General features: G+C 38.8%; 19 protein-coding genes. 4 read left to right on the forward strand and 15 right to left on the reverse strand.

The window, feature by feature from the left end:
* Positions 1-637: 637 nt before the first annotated feature.
* The 5 genes from ESZ47_RS09465 to ESZ47_RS02085 form a co-directional block, all read right to left on the reverse strand.
* Positions 638-3,010, reverse strand: a complete 2,373-nt coding sequence (locus ESZ47_RS09465) for an LPXTG cell wall anchor domain-containing protein (protein WP_244307536.1) — start codon at positions 3,008-3,010, stop codon at positions 638-640.
* Positions 3,011-3,075: 65 nt separating this feature from the next.
* The gene (locus ESZ47_RS02070; RefSeq protein WP_148604317.1) at positions 3,076-3,957 is read right to left on the reverse strand and encodes a sortase family protein; all 882 of its coding nucleotides are present in this window, start codon (positions 3,955-3,957) and stop codon (positions 3,076-3,078) included.
* A gap of 10 nt (positions 3,958-3,967) precedes the next feature.
* Entirely contained in the window at positions 3,968-6,088 is a 2,121-nt protein-coding gene (locus tag ESZ47_RS02075) for an AAA family ATPase (protein ID WP_148604318.1), read from the reverse strand.
* A 15-nt stretch (positions 6,089-6,103) separates the two neighbouring features.
* Positions 6,104-6,493 carry a hypothetical protein gene (locus ESZ47_RS02080; protein ID WP_105302126.1) on the reverse strand — a complete coding sequence of 130 codons (390 nt, stop codon included), beginning with the start codon at positions 6,491-6,493 and terminating at the stop codon, positions 6,104-6,106.
* Positions 6,494-6,655: 162 nt separating this feature from the next.
* Positions 6,656-7,279, reverse strand: coding sequence for a Type 1 glutamine amidotransferase-like domain-containing protein (locus ESZ47_RS02085; RefSeq protein ID WP_148604320.1), 624 nt, complete (start codon positions 7,277-7,279; stop codon positions 6,656-6,658).
* Between the two features lie 135 nt (positions 7,280-7,414).
* Here ESZ47_RS02085 and ESZ47_RS02090 point away from each other — a divergent pair, with 135 nt between their 5' ends.
* Both ESZ47_RS02090 and ESZ47_RS02095 read left to right on the forward strand, forming a co-directional pair.
* Positions 7,415-7,933, forward strand: a complete 519-nt coding sequence (locus ESZ47_RS02090; RefSeq protein ID WP_105302124.1) for a GNAT family N-acetyltransferase — start codon at positions 7,415-7,417, stop codon at positions 7,931-7,933.
* A gap of 84 nt (positions 7,934-8,017) precedes the next feature.
* Positions 8,018-8,533 (forward strand): nucleoside 2-deoxyribosyltransferase, encoded by a 516-nt coding sequence (locus ESZ47_RS02095; protein WP_147651527.1) that lies wholly within the window; start codon positions 8,018-8,020, stop codon positions 8,531-8,533.
* Positions 8,534-8,611: 78 nt separating this feature from the next.
* On the opposite strand, the gene ESZ47_RS02100 is transcribed toward ESZ47_RS02095, so the two are convergent.
* The 9 genes from ESZ47_RS02100 to ESZ47_RS02140 all read right to left on the reverse strand — a co-directional run bounded on the left by ESZ47_RS02100 (position 8,612) and on the right by ESZ47_RS02140 (position 15,364).
* Positions 8,612-9,247, reverse strand: coding sequence for a YczE/YyaS/YitT family protein (locus tag ESZ47_RS02100; protein WP_148604322.1), 636 nt, complete (start codon positions 9,245-9,247; stop codon positions 8,612-8,614).
* A gap of 132 nt (positions 9,248-9,379) precedes the next feature.
* Positions 9,380-9,976 (reverse strand): hypothetical protein, encoded by a 597-nt coding sequence (locus ESZ47_RS02105; RefSeq protein ID WP_148604324.1) that lies wholly within the window; start codon positions 9,974-9,976, stop codon positions 9,380-9,382.
* A gap of 2 nt (positions 9,977-9,978) precedes the next feature.
* Positions 9,979-10,536 (reverse strand): hypothetical protein, encoded by a 558-nt coding sequence (locus ESZ47_RS02110; RefSeq protein WP_148604325.1) that lies wholly within the window; start codon positions 10,534-10,536, stop codon positions 9,979-9,981.
* A 2-nt stretch (positions 10,537-10,538) separates the two neighbouring features.
* Entirely contained in the window at positions 10,539-10,961 is a 423-nt protein-coding gene (locus ESZ47_RS02115) for a thioredoxin family protein (RefSeq protein WP_148604327.1), read from the reverse strand.
* Between the two features lie 12 nt (positions 10,962-10,973).
* Positions 10,974-12,224, reverse strand: a complete 1,251-nt coding sequence (locus ESZ47_RS02120; RefSeq protein WP_148604329.1) for a phage tail tip lysozyme — start codon at positions 12,222-12,224, stop codon at positions 10,974-10,976.
* Positions 12,225-12,227: 3 nt separating this feature from the next.
* Entirely contained in the window at positions 12,228-12,422 is a 195-nt protein-coding gene (locus tag ESZ47_RS02125) for a hypothetical protein (protein WP_148604331.1), read from the reverse strand.
* A gap of 1 nt (position 12,423) precedes the next feature.
* Entirely contained in the window at positions 12,424-14,379 is a 1,956-nt protein-coding gene (locus ESZ47_RS02130) for a type IV secretion system protein VirB4 (RefSeq protein ID WP_148604333.1), read from the reverse strand.
* Positions 14,380-14,381: 2 nt separating this feature from the next.
* The gene (locus ESZ47_RS02135; RefSeq protein WP_148604335.1) at positions 14,382-15,035 is read right to left on the reverse strand and encodes a hypothetical protein; all 654 of its coding nucleotides are present in this window, start codon (positions 15,033-15,035) and stop codon (positions 14,382-14,384) included.
* On the reverse strand, positions 15,035-15,364 hold the full coding sequence (locus tag ESZ47_RS02140) for a hypothetical protein (RefSeq protein ID WP_146955686.1): 330 nt from the start codon (positions 15,362-15,364) through the stop codon (positions 15,035-15,037). The genes ESZ47_RS02135 and ESZ47_RS02140 overlap by 1 nt, the downstream gene beginning before the upstream one ends.
* A gap of 363 nt (positions 15,365-15,727) precedes the next feature.
* Between ESZ47_RS02140 and ESZ47_RS02145 the strand changes: the two genes are divergently transcribed.
* Positions 15,728-16,507 carry a ParA family protein gene (locus ESZ47_RS02145; RefSeq protein WP_148604337.1) on the forward strand — a complete coding sequence of 260 codons (780 nt, stop codon included), beginning with the start codon at positions 15,728-15,730 and terminating at the stop codon, positions 16,505-16,507.
* Entirely contained in the window at positions 16,507-16,788 is a 282-nt protein-coding gene (locus ESZ47_RS02150; RefSeq protein WP_148604338.1) for a hypothetical protein, read from the forward strand. The genes ESZ47_RS02145 and ESZ47_RS02150 overlap by 1 nt, the downstream gene beginning before the upstream one ends.
* Before the next feature lie 55 nt (positions 16,789-16,843).
* Here ESZ47_RS02150 and ESZ47_RS02155 read toward each other — a convergent pair whose 3' ends face one another.
* Entirely contained in the window at positions 16,844-17,362 is a 519-nt protein-coding gene (locus ESZ47_RS02155) for a hypothetical protein (RefSeq protein WP_148604340.1), read from the reverse strand.
* Positions 17,363-17,420: the final 58 nt, after the last annotated feature.

Consider the following 17,420-nt stretch of genomic DNA (forward strand, 5'->3'; position numbering starts at 1 on the left):
CTGCGCAAATATTGTTATAGCAAGGTTTTAAGATGTATGTAAGGTATATATGTTCGTGTATATAACACCACTATATACGCTAACATAATGATGTATATATACACATATATAGTTACGTATATAGTGGCTAGTATATACGTGATTATGTTTGTGTTATATATACGTGTATATTAGCCGTTAGACTGATATTGACATTGATAACAGACTAAATTTTAAATAAAAACATTGGTTTATTTTCTCATAATATTGAGTTAATTAATTTACCTAATAGCCGTCAATTTGCTATGTCCATCTGACTTGACAAGTACGATTGTTTATAATCGCACACAAAAAAGCCATCAGTGGATGGCTTTATTTGCGCAGTAAATCAGGTCTGATTGACTCACTGTTTAACTTAAGAAAAATGTTCTGAAAAGCCATACAACAACAGTAAAATATATGAAGTGAGATATGATAATTTCTTGCAAGTTAACTGTAATAATTCTGAAAGCAAACTACTGATATTGCATGTCAAGACCTCTTCTGAACCTCTTAAATATACCACTTTGTGAAGAACAAAACAAGGTGTATTGTTCATTATTTTATCGCTTGATAAAGACAAAACAAAAAAACAATGCCCTAAGGCACTGTTTTTTTGTTATTTGTGGAACCACTTCTTGATTGGTTTGCGTAATCCGAATGCAGCGCCTGCTAGTGCAATCGCTGCAATCGCACCATATAACCAGCCCTTAGGCGCTTCACCATAACTTGTATTAGGCGTTGCGGGTGTATCGGGCTTTGGGGTTGGTGTCATTCCTGGCGTTTTGTTTTCAACGGTATTTGATTCTGTTTTTGAATCGTTTTCCCAAATATCATACTTATTATCAATGGTTGCGTTGTCTTTATTAGCTACCGCATAGACATCAACGACAGGTAAAACAAATGCCTTCGTCTTATCGGCATTGGCTAACTTCAAAAAGTCTGCGTTAGCTTCTGCCGTAAAGACACGCGTCTTCTCATCATAGCTAATCTTGAAATATTTTGTTAGATCAGTCTTACCATCCTTTGAATAAACCTTCGCCGACTTATAATCAACTTCCTTTGCCAAGGTATCAACGTACTTGAAGACTTTCAAATCATCTGCACGGTTGGCTGGTAAATCATTAACGCTCAATGGATAAGTAATTTCTTGTCCCTTTTTGATTTCATCACCATCTATTGAGGCATCTGTATCGCCCTTTGATTCACCAGACTCAACATCCTTTTTAGGTTTAATGTCTGGTGTTGTGTTTTCAACCGTGTTTGATTCAAATTGATCATCATTTTCCCAAATTTCGTACGTATTATCGAACTTGGCATTTGAGGTATTAGCAATCGTATAAACATCAACAATTGGCATTTCAAAGGCTTTTGTCTTGTCTGCATTAGCTAATTTCAAATAGTCTGCGGTTGCTTCAGCCGTAAACTGATGCTTTGTTTTATCAAATGTGATGTTGAAATACTTGGTCAAATCCGTCTTGCCATCTTTTGAGTAAACCTTAGCTGACTTGTAGTCCACTTCTTTTGGCAAGGTGTCAACATACTTGATTGTCTTCATATCATCAACACGATCTGCTGGCAAATCGGTTGCCTTCAATGAATAGGTTAATTCATCACCCTTAATGACTGACTTACCATTATCAGAGCCATCCTTATCGCCAGCATTCTCACCTGTATCGACATCTTTAGTTGGTTCTGGTGTCACAATCAAATCAGTGAGTGTATAGTCAGCTTCAACGGCGGCTGGCTTTGGTGGTTCAACAGGCTTATTAGCCACCTTCAAATTCAATTCTTCACCAAACATTGGACTAATCATACGGTTATCATTTTCGGTATATCCAGTCGACTTGGTTGTTCCTGAGTTATACACATGTAATGTGCCACCAGTAGAAAAAGTAATTGACATAGCAGAACTCAGGTTAGAATCAGTGTTGTCATGAACACCATCATTACGAACTAAGTTATATTTATTTGCATCAACGTTTTTGGCCACAACAGCAATGCCATTGGTTTGAATCTTACTCAAATCATCATTTTGAATATAGCCTGCGATAGGCTCATCAATATCTGAGAAGAAGTTACCTGTCCAAATCTTTAGTGCCTTATCATTGTCATCAACAAATTGATAATCTAATTTGATATCATCTTGTGAACCAATGATGATTTTACCAGTTGCCTTACCACCATCTTGGTCTGGGTCTTTTGGTGAAATCGCCCAAGAATTCTTGTCACCAGAGGCGTTCTTATAGACAATATTGACATTAGTGCCATCAGCTAACGTCCCAACGTTAGTTAGCTTAACTGAGCCACCTTTAGTAAAGATATAACCGCCGTTGAAATCAGTTGTTGAACCAGATTTATCAACTAGCTTTGACTTAGAACCCCAAGAAAGAATTGTCCCATCTTTCAAGTAGTGATGCTTAGCTTCTTTTTCAGAGATACCATCAGTGACAACGACGGCTTGTGCTTCATGCACCTTATCACGAGAGCCAGTCATCATGAACTTCCAACCATCAATGGATGACACACCACCTGTTGTGTTAAGACCTGTTTTATTGCTATCATCACGATCAGGAATTAAGGCATTGGTCTTGTTATAGTCGTCCATGTCTTTTTTATACTGCGCCATCTCCTTATCATAGGCGGCATTTTTAGCTTGTTGTTCTTTCAACTTAGCATCAATAACCGCTTTTTGAGTAGCATAACCTGACTTGATTTTAGCGGCTTCTTTGGCATACTCAGAGGCTTTAATCACCTTAGTTTGCGTAGCATTTTTTGTAATCTTCATACCTGCTTTAGTGCCCGCAGCAACCGATTTATCTAAGTCACTGTGATTGACATTAACGGCTGTCCCCTTTGAATCAGAAGATTTAGAATCATCCGCAAAGATGTTATGGGTATCGAATGGATGTGCTAACCCAATAACTGCTGTGGTTGCGACCATGGCTGTCACAGCGATTACTTTTGTCTTGTTTTTAATGTTATGTGTCATAATAAATATTCTCTCTTTCGATTTTTGAAGGGTGGTGATTTGCTACCCTTACTATTTAATAGGTTTTATTGCAATTGTTGCTTTAAATTACTTTCCAGGGAATTGATTGATTGTTCACCAACTAATTCACCCGTGAGCACGATTCGCTTTTTAGCGGTGAAATTTGTGTAGTAACTCGCTTTAACCTGCTGCCAAAATTCCTGATCTTCCAAACAAGCAATCAATTTAACCTTTGGTTTGCCTGTGTTCTCAACAGCTAATTCTTGATTCATCACGCCCACAGCGATACCATAATCCAATTTGGTGGCTTTATAACGATAAACTGTTTGACCATCAGAGAGATAAATATCTTTCCCTAAAATGGTTTTCTCAGTCATGTTCTGTAAAGCACTAAACTTGGTTGGATGGTATGGCCACACGGCGTTATAATCACCCATATTGTGCGCAAATATTGGCACTAAGCCAGTGCCAAACTTTAGATTGGGCGCATTCATACCCGCACCAATGGCTAAGACGTGGTTACTTGTACCTTCATAGATTGGCTCACTAATGCTAAAACTAGGCACAGCCACATGACCACGTAGGATTTCAGCTTGATTGCTTTGCGCTAGCTTTAGCATATCTTCTTTGCTAGACAAGCCGCCAGTGCCTGAGTAATCAGGTTTAACACTTGTTTGTGCCGCCACTTGTTTGACTTGACTGGCTTTGACAATAGGTTGCTTTTTGGCTTTCGTAACCGCCTTGTGACTAGCTTTTTGGACACTTTGAGCGGTTTGCCACTGGGTATGATTACCATAAATTACGGCACCCGTGACGATTAAGATGCCAATCAAAGCTAATAACAGTGTTTTTAGAATTGGATGGTGCCTTTTCAAACGATAGAAATTTGGACGTCTAGGTTGCGCTGTCGTTCGAGGGCGCTTGACTTGTTCAATGTTGATTGCCATAGTTCACCGCCTAATTGTCAAATGGTACAACATAATCGTAGCCATCATGATGCACTGTAATGGTTTTGTCTTGTACCGAAACGACTTTAGCTGTGACTGTTTGACCATTGATTGTGTCATCAACGTCTTCACCGACAAGGTAACGGTCAGCTAACGTAGAAGAACTGTTAGCTTGTGAGCTAGATGAGCTTGATTGACTACTTGAAGCACTAACCTTTGAAGAAGAATCAGCCTCAGATGAGTCAGGTGCTAAGGTTACGGTTGCGTTCCCTTCGTTGTGACTACTCGCAGAGACTGCTTTTGATGACTGTGTGGCGCTATCTGTTTTGTGTTGGGCCATTGCATAACCACCAAAGCCCGCACCACCAATAGCCAGAACAGCTAAGGCACCAATCGCCGCTGATTGCCAAGCACTTGTTTTCTTTTGTTCAACTTGAGGCTGCTTCATTTGCGCTGCTAACAAAGTCATCAATTGTTGGTTAGTTTCATCATGTGATGTTGTCTTGGGGGCATTTTGAAGCATTTGTAACTGTTGACGTAGTTGTGATACTTCATCATGATTGACAGCATCTTTACCTTTTAATTGTTGCTCGAGGTTTAGATTAGTTTGCTTCAAAATTTGGACTTGTTGCTCAAGTTCACTGAGGTTACCAGCATGCGTTTTAGCACTTTCTAACTCAGTGGCACTGATCATTGCTTTTTCATGCTCTGATTGATATTGTGCCCGCTTGTTACTGATATCTTCTTCCAGCTTTTGATGCATGTCTAGCAAAGATTGTGTGTTTTGAGCTAATAACTCATCACGCAAAGCTTTAAGACTGGTTAACGTCTCTGTTTGAGCTTGTGACGTCACTTCTGAGACCTGATCGTCCACTGTGGCTTGAAGATTGCTGTGCAATTCTTTAGAACGTTCTATAAACCAGTTATCCAGCTCTTGATTAACAGATACTTTCAAAGCCTCTAAGTCGCTTACAAAGTCACTCTTGAGCGTTTTGAGGATATTATCATGACGCGTATTCTCATCTTCCACAGCCGTGCGATAACCTGCTTCACGAGCTTGATGTGCTTGCGCATAACGGGCTTCAAACTCAGTTGACCGTTCTTCTTTCATTTGTGCATCAACCGTCTCAGAAACATTAGTGTCACGTAACTGTTCAACTGCTGCTTTAGTCTTTGCTTGTTGTTGCTTTAACAAGTCGGACATGGCTTTGCGTATCTTTTGCGTGTAAATGTTGCTGGTATCATTCAGAAAGTCATTTGCTTTGGCTTTGTCTGCGTTCAAACGACTAACCACATAATCTGGATGTTCCGCAGGTAAATCAGCGTTGACATCACTCATTTCAAAAGCGGTTGGTACCAGATTGACACGATCAATTAACTTCTGTGTGGGATCATTTTCGGTCATGACACCCTCTGAGTTGTCTTGAGTCGGAACAACAGCTTGAACAGTTGGCTTCACTGGTTCAGCACTTGAAGGCTGCTTTGGCTGTTCAACTACCTTAGAAACAGTGGGTGCCGTTACATCATTTGGCTGCTCTCTTGATTTTGTTTTATCAGCTTCAATGACTGGTGGCTTCACTTCAAGCGTTGTACGTTGGAACTTATTTGGCTCAACTGTTAGGACTTCACCTGTTTCACGCGCTTGTCTAAACTGTTCCTCAGAAGGTAAGTCTGGCAAGTCATCTGATGATAGAGTGCCATCTGCAATGACTGCATCCATTAAAGGCTGTAAGGCTTCAACGATAATGTCATAAGTCATGTCTTCATCTTGACGAATTTCTGTGTCGTTGAAAATATGATCAGCGGTACTAACAACAATGTTTTCAAACCCCGCTGTTAGAGTCGCCCTTTCCCAACTTAAACCTGTTGGCTCAGCACGACCTTTTTCGTTAGTGATAAAGTAAACGATATTGCCTAAACGAACGTCATGATCACCTGCACGCACCACATCGTTGACTAATCCAGCAGTGAATTGTTGTAGCCCTGTCAGTGATACATTCGGCCAGCTTTCACTCACACCACTTTTTTCGGCCAAATCTTGAATCACCTCATCATTGAGATCAATTTCTGATTGTTCAACGCGGGCAAAGAAAGGATCACCGATACTAGTTTGTTTTTTCTTTCCAAACATATCTTATTCCCCCGTTTAGAATGGCCAGTTGATGACATTTCCGCCACCAGCAGTTGTGGCTGTTTGCCAAATCCATGTCAGCAATAATCCAGTTAGGGCACCACCACCAATACCAAATAAGGCGTGCATAAGCTTACTATTACTTTTTTGAGCCATTTGTTCATTACCTGTTGAACGCAAGATAAACGCCCAAAGTAAGGCAACAGCGCCAACAACGATCAACACAATATAAAGAATTGTGATGACCTTTGAACCACTTGTTTTGGCAGCATCACCAATGTCCGCTGAGGCAACAGTCGGTAGCCACATTGGTAATGAAGCAACCAATCCCGCTAATGTTTGTTGTAAGCGTGAAATCGGACGACGCTCCCATAGAAACTTGTTATGTGCATTTGACTTTTTCATTCAAAAAGTCCTCCTTTTTCTTTTTTGTGTTATCAACACACGCACAGAATAACAAGAATCAAAAAATTGTCATAAAGGTAAATGGTTTTTCCTGAGGCAAACAAAAAAGCCCATCCAACAGGATGAGCTTTAGTTAATTTACAAAAAACAATTCAACGACACTCAATCCAAAAAAGTTTGAGTGTCGTTATTAACTGCTAAGGCTTGGTCGTTATTAAGTCTGGTAATGTTAATTCCGGTTTCAGTTTCATATTTATCAATTTTATCTTTTATTGTAGGATCGCGGGTTAGCATTTCTTTAAAGTGTGGATAGACATGAATAGCTGTTAAATTAAGGCCATCTAAATTCGTGTCATTAAACTGATTATCTTCTGGATAAAGGTACTGCATCAGAGCTATGGAAGGGCCTAAAACAATGGAACCAGCACTTAAACCGAATATAAGTCCCCCACTTTGGTTTATTTTCTTCAAAATTAGATCAGCACCACTTTTTTTGATAAAATGCAAAAGGTAGAATGGATAGCCACCGTTCAAAAAAATAAGGTCGTAATCAAAGAGCTTGTAAGCATCCTCGAATTCCACATCTAAGAAATCTACTTGCTGTATATTCATACTTAGGAGATCTTTTTTAATTTGTTGCATCTGAGGGTGCTTTTCTTTTTCTTTTGGCCAAGATGTGGAAATAATACAAGCCTTTGTTATTTTATTTTCCTGGATCATTTTTTGAGCAACATCTATAATTTTTGGCGTTGAAAATCCATAAGCAGTAAGTAGTAACTTATTCATTTAGAAACATTCTTCTCTTTTTGTTGTATAATTTTTTATAATATTTTTTTCAATTATAACACTGTAAAAAAATTAATTTATTTTATTTTTGTAGATGCACATTAGCATCTTTTTTCAAAAACTGGAGGCCAAAAAATGAAGTGCTTAGTATTAAGTGAAAAGGATTATTTATTGTACAAAGAAATTCGACTCAAAGCTTTACAAAGTGATCCACTTTATTTTGGATCTACTTACGAAGAAGAAGCTATGAAGTCTGATGATTACTTTAAAAATAAAGTCAAATTTTCATCTACACATTTTGTTATGGGCTTCTATGATGGCACAAAGCTAATAAATGTTGCCGTTTTTAAAAGGCAGACCGAGCTGAAAGAAACTCACAAAGGTGAAATTACCTCGGTAATGTGTCTAAAAGAATATCGCAATCAAGGATTAACTTACAGTCTGCTGAGTCTTTTAATTCGTAAGGCATTCACATTACCGAATTTAAAGATAATCAAATTAACATGTTTGACAGAAAATAATAATGCACAGAATTTGTATTGCAAATTGGGGTTCCGCTGCTATGGTGAAGAGCCTAATTCCCTTTTTGACGGGAAAAAATATTATAACGAGAATTTATTGTATCTTGATTATCATTCATTCAACGCAAAATGAGATTGTGTAGCAGAAAAATATTATCAGAATTGTTATTATATGTTATCATTTCTTAGAGTTAAAAAATAAGAGGAAATGGTTCATATGACACTGATTAATGAATTACACGACATAGCTGAAACAGCTGAACACCATGAAGGTAAAACAATCTATTTAGCCGGAGGTTGGTTTAACCCACTTCAAGAAAAAATTTTGAAAGATTCTTTCAGCTCCTTAATCAAAAATACGACCGTAGCTCATGTTCATGTGCCCTTACTTCACCAGTACCAAGGATCAAATCCGATTGTAGATGGTGAATTCAATCCTGATCAGGAATGGGCTACTGCCACTTTTGATGATGATGTTAATGCGATAGACAATGCCGACATTGTTGTTGCTTTACTTGATGCAAAAGATCAAGATACTGGTACAATCTGGGAAATGGGATACGCTTACGCAACTCATAAACCTGTCGTTGTATTAACAGTCGGTGATACTTTTGAGCATCCCATTAATTTGATGCCGGCTCAAGGAGCAATTCATCATCTCGAAAACAATGATTTAGAAACATTTGATTTCTATGAAATCAACAAACGTTTCTATGTTGGAAAAACAATCTAAAAACCTTAACCAATGGCAATTTCTGGTTAAGGTTTTTTTCATACCATTTCACGCTTAAAATATATTTTTGGATTGGAACTAGTCACATTTGACAAAAATATTTTTGAAAAAGAAACGCCAACTTTGTACGATATATCCTGTCGTGAATGCTATAATGAATGTTCCAATTCCCAGTGGTCCACTAAACACAAGGGCTAATGTAAAGAAGACCAAGTCTTGTATAGACCTTGTTATTCGATAACTAAACCACCCTTTTTTTTCAAATAAAAGTGCAACAGCATCGTACGGAGAAACCCCTAAATTGACACTTGTGTATAAACTAATGCCTAATGAAAAAATAGCCATGCCACAAACAAATAAAATAGTAATATCTGGGATAGAATTCTTACTCAACACGTGAAAAATTACCCTACTCAATATTGGCGTAAGATAGCCAACAATGTATCCTGGCAATGACATATTAATTAAAGTGCCGATTCCAAATTGACTGCGATCAAAAATGCAAATAGTCAGAAATAAAATCAAGTTAAAGATTAGTTGATAGTTTCCTAAATACCAATGAAAAGTATCTGATATACCAATATCAGCGGCTGTTGATGGGTCAATTCCTAAACTAGATAAGCGAAAGAATACAATCCCTAGTGCAATTATACTTGTACCAACAACAGATAAACAAAGGCGAATTAAAAGTGAACGTGAATCATTCCTATGCATTTCTTCTCCTTTGACTTATTAATTATAAGAGAAGTCTAAACGTTTAATCCATCATTGTCAATTTATAACTATGCCATAAGTATCTTTGTACGCAGATTAATTTTTAATTGATCTTTTCAATTTTTATCTAGTTTATAGCACGCTACTATCACTTTGTAATTGATAAGTCCCAATCCGATCTAATTGTGTCACAAGATTTGTTTTAGGACTGTAGCTGACATTATAGACAAAACGTGTGGTGGCATCTGAAGAGTCCTTGAGGTGGCTTTTGACAAAGACAATCACCTTCCCCTTCACTTCTTTGGCACTTGCTGAGTTTGGTAAGAAATCCATGTGATCATAAGTCATTACTACACCTGTCTGTGTAATCATTTTATCGGGATCAGCCTTGAAATCTAAACTATTTTTGACGACATCCTGAGTGACATAAGGTGTCATCTGTTTAGCTTTAGCATCAAATTCCTTTTGAGTGGCAATTGTCCAATCTAAAGTAAATAGTTTATCAAGCAAGTTAGAGGCTGCGGACACATTAGGCTGCTTTGAATCCAATACTGTGCCAACTTTTGACTTTTTGTTGATGAGTTTGCTTTGTTGTACCGCAAGTTCATTTGAGGCACTTTGATGTGTTTTAACTGCGACTTGAGTAGCTAACCAAAAGCCCAGTCCAGCAGCCACCATCAACACTGGAATAGCCCACAATAAGGCTATTTTTTTATTTACTTTTGTCATGGTCATTTCCTTCCTGAGGTATCTTTTACAGCACCAGTTTGTAGTTCAGTTATTTTGCCATTTTCAATGTGCATCAATAGTGTTGTACTGGTTTCCTCTTTGCCTAATTTATATTTAACCGTTCCAAATCCTAGACCTGAACCATCGGCTGCTTTGGAATAGACAATATCATTACTTTCTAAATGAAAAGTCGGCACCCCTTCATCCACATCACCGCCAAACGTTGCCCCTAGAAAAGCTGACACCACTTTATCAGTCGCTACGCTGCTTTTAGCATCTGATTTATTTAACTTTGGTAAGATGGCAAACATTTCTTTGAGGAAAGTGTTGCCATTCTTTCGAATGTTTTGTGTATCTCGAATATCAGCGGTTTTAACCTTATCAAGTTGTTTAGCCTGGACACTGTACTGACTTGTCTTAGCTTTTGTTGCCTTGATTTCTTGATGCACGATATTCACACTCTTGACCGTGCGTTGATAGCTAAGTCCTTGCTGGACTAAAAACAGGCAAGCAAGCGTTAACACAAACGCGTAAACCCATTTTAAATTGAACTTTGTCATGGTTATTCTCCTGCGACCACATTGGCAATCGTTTTGTTGTTTGTTGAACTGGTACTGTCAATCACTTGATTACCTTTTAAGGCAATCACTGTTGGCACTTGTGTCACACCATACTTGGCTAAGTAAGTTTGTGCATCAGATTTTTTAACATTGATGACAACATAGTCAATGGAGTTTTGATGCGCCTTGATGCCCTTTTTGATTGTGCTACGCGCTTGCCTACAGTCAGGGCAACCAGGCTTATGGAAAATTAAGACTGTTTTTCGCTTGCTACTGGCATCTAACTGGTCAATCTTGTCAGCGAAGTTCTTGGTATCTGGATAACCATTCACTTCCGTGTTGTAGTAATTCCAACCAATTGCAGTCAATATCGCAATGACAGCTAAAGAGAACACTGCGATGCCCCATTTCTTTAAATTACTCATGTTTAAATACTCCTATTTATCCGATTTTCCTGTACTAGAGTCAAATGGCCCACTAGGAATAACGACGTTAGTGCCTGCCTTTGACGGTAACTTGAGATATAACCCAGGGGATTTCAATCCTTTACTTTCGGGCGCCCAGTTGTATTGGTCTTTGGTTTGAACAGCGAAGTGAACGTGAATACCTGTTGCTTCACCAGTTTGTCCTTCGTGACTAATGTGTTGACCAGCAGAGACTTTATCACCTGTATTGACAACAATGGCTGACTGAGTTGGCGCGTGACCATAATAAGTAAAGACACCATCAGTGCCTTTAATCACTAGCCAATTACCCCCAACTGAATCAAAACTTTTGGCTACCACCGTGCCATCATGAACAGCGTACACATTACTTTCACCACCAGTCATCGTGTGGTTGACGGTCTGAAAATCTGCGCCATAATGTTCTGCACCAGTTAAGCCAGCATAATTTGGATAGCCACCAGTAATGTTGTACTTCCCTTTAACTGGTAAGCCATCTGTGTTGGTATCCAACCCTGTGTCACATGAGGCATCAGACATAGCACTTGAATTGGCATCGCTTGAGGTATCACTAGAACCTGAGTCGTTGTTGCCGCCATCAAAGACATCAATATCACCTGCATAATCTAGTTTGAAAACTTTTTTGACTTCTTCGGCAGTTTTTGCGGTGTCAGCGACTTTTCGTTGTGGATCGTTTTCTCCGACTCCTTCAAACTTTGTATCCCAAGCCACCATTGAACTGTTAATGTTGTTAGCGGCCGCTAAGCCAATTAGAGTTGCTTTATGACTACTATGCAATTCATTGATTGCCAGTTGAACTTGTGCTTGCACTGTATCAGCTGTGTCACCATAGCGATTTCCGTTAATACCACCAGCTCCCCACTGCCAGATGCCTTTTACAGAGCCAGCAGGATTGACGGCTTTCGGATTAAAGCCACTTTCTCTAAGACCAATTGCAATCGCTGCAGCAATATTATCGCCTGACATTTTAATTTCTTTATGAAAACGGTCAATTGCATGTTGTATGGCTTTGTGCGTTGCTGAGTTGGGATCTTTCCAATCGCCACCGATTGAAGTGCCACCATCATCAATAGTGGTGTCGTCATTCCAACAATTGGCGTTTTGGGTAGAAAAGACCATCACACACATTAAGGCAATCACCGATATTGATAGAATGCCTGTGGTAATGATGCCAATGATGACATACAAGCGACGTTTTTTATCTTGCATCCAACGTTCTAACATGGTCTAACCTCCGATTAAAAGGCTGAGGCCTTTGAGAATAAAAACAAACAAAAAACCAACAATGACATACCAAATAATTTTATTATCCACTGGTTGTGGTTTTTGACCTCTGTCGTAGTTTTCAACAATTTGTTGCGCCTCTTGTTTCATTTTGTCGCGGTTATCACGCGCCTTCTTGAATGGATGTGGCAATTTCATCTTAGAGTCCTCCACCAAATAAATTAATCTCTGAATCATTAAGGTCAACGTGCATGAAAGTTGCTTGTTTACCCACCAAGTTCATTAAGAAATCACCCTGATCTAGACCTTGCAGGGCTTGCAGTTGACCATCAGTGATATTAGTTTCACTCACCACACTACGTAAACGGGTTGTATCCGTTTTTGATAGACGTCCAATCGTTTGCTTTGGGAATCGGCCAAAGAACGAAGATGCGGCACGACTAGCCTCAGTGTCTGAGGCATTACCTGTTGGCACAACGTTTTTGAGACCTGGGAAGATAGCAAACATACCGAAGAAATCTTTACCATGTTGTGCCATCATATTGTCACCGAAGGTTATCCCTAATGAGTGTTTAGCGTTGAAAATATCATCCGCCTCATCCTGTATCCACCAGAAGTATTTTGGTTGATTGCCGTTGTTATTGGCTTGAGTGGAGACCTCACCACGTTTAATGCGTTCACGTTGTTGTGTGCCATTAATCGTGATGTAGCTTTCCATCAAAGACAAAATAGTAAAGTATTGCGCGTTGTATAGATCATCCTCTAATCTTGAAAGACCACTAGTATCAAAGCGAATCAAACGCTCACCAGACAAATCAGGCATGGTAGTCACACCATTCACCATGTCACCGTGGTTTTGAATTAGGCTGCTAATCGTTGATAAAATATTATCCAAACGTTCTACGGCAGGTTGTGTCATGTTGCGCGTCAACATGTTGCGGGTTTCTAGGAAGGTTTGAAAATCCTCGAGAATCGGATAATCTTCGTTGCGTAGCCCAATCACACGTAGATCTTGTGGGTTATCTTTTGGACTCAATGACCACATACGTCGTTCAACATAGAAGTCGGTGATCAAGTTCCCTAGCATTTCTAATTCTTTCTTGTTGGCTTGTGGATTAAGTGTGGCGTAGTAAGTAATCACCTTTGTGCGGTGCTGGTTGAAGCTAGCAATGACATCAACATTGCCATCAGCATTTAAAACAGTGCCAAACACTTGCATCAAATTAATGATGTTTTGACTGCCATCAAGTGTCAGAGTGACACCGTAATAATAATTGACGAGATCACGCCATTCATTAGACTTATCAAATACCCAAACTGTATCACCACGAGAAACTAATGGCCCCAAATTCTTTTTGGCAAACGAGCTTTTACCTGAGCGCTCACCACCCACAACTAGGTTATAGGCGGTTAACTGCGTACGGTGGTCATTGTAACTAGGATCATACATGACTTCACCACGTTGCATCGTCAAACCCATATATGAACCACGAGGATGTGCGATAAAAGTTTGATTAAAGGCATACGAACCAGCTAAAGCATAGGCCTTCATTGGAAAACCTTTGTCTTTAATGGTTTGATTTTCAATTGACATTGCTGGCATAAAGAACTGTTGGAAGTGTGTTAATTGCTCAGAAGGATAGACTTTCATGCGGTAGTTAGAAAGCTGTTGTTGGATCTCTTTGACACGGCGACGTAATTCTTCTGGCGAGACATCACTCACTAATAGACGGACATAAACACGTTTGTAGATTTCACGCCCGTTGCGGGCTTCATTCAAGTCTTGGAGTGTAATGTCAGCATCTTGTTCGGCTTCCAACGCGTCACCTTGTGAGGTCACCTCACTGCGGGCCTTACTACGTAAGGTATTTGTGGCTGTTTCAAGTGCTTTTTGCACCTCAAACTTATTCTCAGTCCCAATCTTGATGTCTACAATAGTGTTCTTGTGGTTAATGAGTTCCTTGAACCACCCTTGTAGTTGTTCATTTTTAGGATAGTCATAGACATTGATAATGGCACTACTTGCCATACCATCATCAAAGTAAGTAGTGTGAAATTCAATGCCACCAGGGTTTTGAACTTCCTCAATGAGTTTTAAATTATAGCCGCGTGCCTTCAAAGCGGAACGTTTGGCTGTATTTAAACTTGTACGCATAATTATTTTTCCTCCAGTTCTAAGGTTTCCCCAGGATTATTGATTTGATACATCACCATTTTTTTGCGACTAATTGAGACTGGCTCAGGTGTAAACGCCATGCCTGCGTGTGCCATAAAGTCACGACGGTTTTTATCTAAGGCGGCTAAGGTTTTGCCATAGATCACAGCGGTGTATTCTTGATGCTTAATATCACCGACCACATTCTTTTCAATGTTAATTTCTTGCAAAATAGTTTGGCGCATCATCAGCAATTGTTGGTAGTGTCGATCATCTAGATCACCACTATTTAATTGACTTTCTACTCTCACTAGCTCTTGTCCCCATGAAGCTTGTTGGATGCGGGTGTCAGCGGGTAGTTGACTTACAAAAATATCAAAGTCTTCAACATAAACTGATAGTAACTGGTGAAAGTCAGCGATAATGGCGTTAGAACTCTTATCGCCTTCTGCATTCAGGAAGTCCAAATCTTTTCCAGGTAGATTCAGCATGTCAGCATACGTGTCATCTGCCAATAAAATTGGATGCCCTTTTTTATTCAAAATATCTTTATAAGGTAAAGCAAAGTAGATTGGAATTGGTTTGCGGTTGTCTAATGCTTGTTTGACAACTGTTAAACCCCTTCCCTTTTGTGCTTGTTTAGCTTTTATTCCCATTAGTTTTCCTCTCGTTTCTTGTTTTCAGTAATCGCAGTTAAATCACCTGTGGCATGTTTGCTGGACTTTAATATACCACGTAGAATTTCTTGATACATGAGACCCATTGGATTGCTTGGACTTGGTAAAATCAAAAAGCCAGCTAGCAGCGCATTACTGATAATCAGGATTAGTCCATACCTGCCAATGTTGTAAGGATAGAAAGACTTAATCATCAGATAAGTAATACCAAAGACAATGACTAAGACAAAGATTCGTTCCATTGTGAAAAATAGCCACCGAGACACTTTCTTCCAAATATTGCGCCCAGGGGTAAAGTGTTCATACATATAATTTCTCCTTTAACAAGTTATTTTTGCCTGGATTGAGGTTCAATCTGTGGTCAGTGTACAAGTTATCGAAAGAATGTCATAAAGGTAAATGGTTTTTCCTGAAGCGAAGAAAAAGCCCCCTGCACGAACAGGAGACAATGATTTGTTTGTTATCTTTTTGTGTATCCAATCTATATACGATATTGATATATGTGTATATGTTCCTCTTATAACACAAACATACCTATATTTAAAGTCTAATGTATTGATATATATGTTATACGTATGATATAATGTATATATAAACAAGTTTTACATGCCTGGATTGATGGTTTCATCGTTATTTCGTTTTGACAGATAAAATAACTAAGGAGCTTCATCATGAGTAAAACAATTACATTTTCAGCATCTAAAGGTGGCGTTGGTAAAACAACGATGACATTTAACTTCGCAAGTTTTCTGGTTCGACAAGGCTACAAGGTTTTGTTAATTGATTCAGACTATCAAGGTAACTTGTCCTCTACCTATGAAAGCTATACTAATAAAAATACGCTATATGACGTCTTTACAGGCGGTTTAGCACAAATTAGACAAATTACCCCACAATTAGGTTTGTTACCTGCTAGTCCTCATTTAGACGAATTAGAAGGTACATTACAATCAAAGAATAATAAAAACTTTTTGATGATGATGTGGTTACAAGATCACCTTGAGGAAATCAAAGATTATGACTATATTCTAATTGACACCCATCCAGAATTCGGAACGTTAACGAAGAATATGATTGCCGTTTCGGATTATGTTGTGGTGCCACTAGAACCCTCAGAGTATGGTTTTATTCAATCAAAACAACAATTTGACCTACGGATGAAAGAGTTCCGTGATGATGCAGTAGATATTAGAACACGCGAATCACTGATTGAAGCAAAAGTTTTGTACCTTGCTAATCGTGTGAAGCACAATACCCGTTCAAGTCATGAGTTTGGCCAGATTATTGATCAGATTGAGAACCTTGTGGCTGTCTTAAATGAGCGTGAAGTGTTTAATAGTTCAACCATGCTTAAAACCCCAGTGTTTGATTTAGAACAAGCCAAACGCAACCCCAGAACGTTACAGCAAATTAATGACGCTTATCAAAAGCTATTAGAAAGTGTGAAATAATGGATTACGATAAAAAAGACCCCCGTATGTTTGATGAAGCCAGCGCTCAAAAACAAATGGCTGATGCCTTTAGTCGAGACGAACCACAATCAGAGGTATCGTTAGGTGACGGGTTTAAGTTACCCTCTTCAAATCATAGTAGTCGTAAAGTGCAAACGACTTACACCATTCGCCCTGAGATAAAACAAGGCATTGAGAAATTAGCAACCAATCAAGGATTTCGCTCATCAAGTGCCTTTGTAGATCTAGTATTAGAACAAGTCTTAAATCAATCAAAATAATTTAGGGCAAAACAAAAGGCAGTGATTTTTAAGTAATCACTGCCTTTTAAATTAGCTATTTCTTTATATCATCAGGATTAACACCTGGATATTGTTTGTTATATGCCTTAACTGTGGAGAAGTAATCAGAAGGTGTGCCATTAGATTCGATTTGTTTGGCCCAATTATCGAGGGGATATAACATATTAGTGTCACTGTTTTCAATATTCACTGGAGTGCCAAAACTTTCTTTAACACCGTCCTTGTGTCTTTCGGACTCAGATAGCGCAAGATAATGACTAGCCCAATTCTTAAACTCTTTAGCTGTCCACGTAGTGAAATAAACTTGATTTTCACCCATTATCAAAACATGTCCCTTCATCGAAGCGGCTTTTTTTGTATACACTTCTTCATTGTTCTTGTCCTGAACTGAGGTTGAGGCGGATGAAGCCTTAGCACTTGACACGTAACTTGATGATTGTGCCTCAGGACTGTTTTGTTTTTGTTGGTGCAACATGGCTAACAAAATTCCGATAACAATGATTCCAATCACCACAATTGTAATCCAAATTTTATTTTGCTTAATTTTCTCCATCAGTACACTCCCTAAAATCAACTACTGTTAATTTTACCGTATTAGCCTACAAATTAAA

This window comes from Leuconostoc litchii (assembly GCF_008107645.1).
GTDB classification, from domain to species: Bacteria; Bacillota; Bacilli; order Lactobacillales; family Lactobacillaceae; genus Leuconostoc; species Leuconostoc litchii.

Bases quoted from the DNA above. Each gene is read 5' to 3' on its own strand.
- ESZ47_RS09465 (WP_244307536.1), bottom strand. From the start codon at position 3,010: ATGACACATAACATTAAAAACAAGACAAAAGTAATCGCTGTGACAGCC.
- ESZ47_RS02070 (WP_148604317.1), bottom strand. From the start codon at position 3,957: ATGGCAATCAACATTGAACAAGTCAAGCGCCCTCGAACGACAGCGCAA.
- ESZ47_RS02075 (WP_148604318.1), bottom strand. From the start codon at position 6,088: ATGTTTGGAAAGAAAAAACAAACTAGTATCGGTGATCCTTTCTTTGCC.
- ESZ47_RS02080 (WP_105302126.1), bottom strand. From the start codon at position 6,493: ATGAAAAAGTCAAATGCACATAACAAGTTTCTATGGGAGCGTCGTCCG.
- ESZ47_RS02085 (WP_148604320.1), bottom strand. From the start codon at position 7,279: ATGAATAAGTTACTACTTACTGCTTATGGATTTTCAACGCCAAAAATT.
- ESZ47_RS02090 (WP_105302124.1), top strand. From the start codon at position 7,415: ATGAAGTGCTTAGTATTAAGTGAAAAGGATTATTTATTGTACAAAGAA.
- ESZ47_RS02095 (WP_147651527.1), top strand. From the start codon at position 8,018: ATGACACTGATTAATGAATTACACGACATAGCTGAAACAGCTGAACAC.
- ESZ47_RS02100 (WP_148604322.1), bottom strand. From the start codon at position 9,247: ATGCATAGGAATGATTCACGTTCACTTTTAATTCGCCTTTGTTTATCT.
- ESZ47_RS02105 (WP_148604324.1), bottom strand. From the start codon at position 9,976: ATGACAAAAGTAAATAAAAAAATAGCCTTATTGTGGGCTATTCCAGTG.
- ESZ47_RS02110 (WP_148604325.1), bottom strand. From the start codon at position 10,536: ATGACAAAGTTCAATTTAAAATGGGTTTACGCGTTTGTGTTAACGCTT.
- ESZ47_RS02115 (WP_148604327.1), bottom strand. From the start codon at position 10,961: ATGAGTAATTTAAAGAAATGGGGCATCGCAGTGTTCTCTTTAGCTGTC.
- ESZ47_RS02120 (WP_148604329.1), bottom strand. From the start codon at position 12,224: ATGTTAGAACGTTGGATGCAAGATAAAAAACGTCGCTTGTATGTCATC.
- ESZ47_RS02125 (WP_148604331.1), bottom strand. From the start codon at position 12,422: ATGAAATTGCCACATCCATTCAAGAAGGCGCGTGATAACCGCGACAAA.
- ESZ47_RS02130 (WP_148604333.1), bottom strand. From the start codon at position 14,379: ATGCGTACAAGTTTAAATACAGCCAAACGTTCCGCTTTGAAGGCACGC.
- ESZ47_RS02135 (WP_148604335.1), bottom strand. From the start codon at position 15,035: ATGGGAATAAAAGCTAAACAAGCACAAAAGGGAAGGGGTTTAACAGTT.
- ESZ47_RS02140 (WP_146955686.1), bottom strand. From the start codon at position 15,364: ATGTATGAACACTTTACCCCTGGGCGCAATATTTGGAAGAAAGTGTCT.
- ESZ47_RS02145 (WP_148604337.1), top strand. From the start codon at position 15,728: ATGAGTAAAACAATTACATTTTCAGCATCTAAAGGTGGCGTTGGTAAA.
- ESZ47_RS02150 (WP_148604338.1), top strand. From the start codon at position 16,507: ATGGATTACGATAAAAAAGACCCCCGTATGTTTGATGAAGCCAGCGCT.
- ESZ47_RS02155 (WP_148604340.1), bottom strand. From the start codon at position 17,362: ATGGAGAAAATTAAGCAAAATAAAATTTGGATTACAATTGTGGTGATT.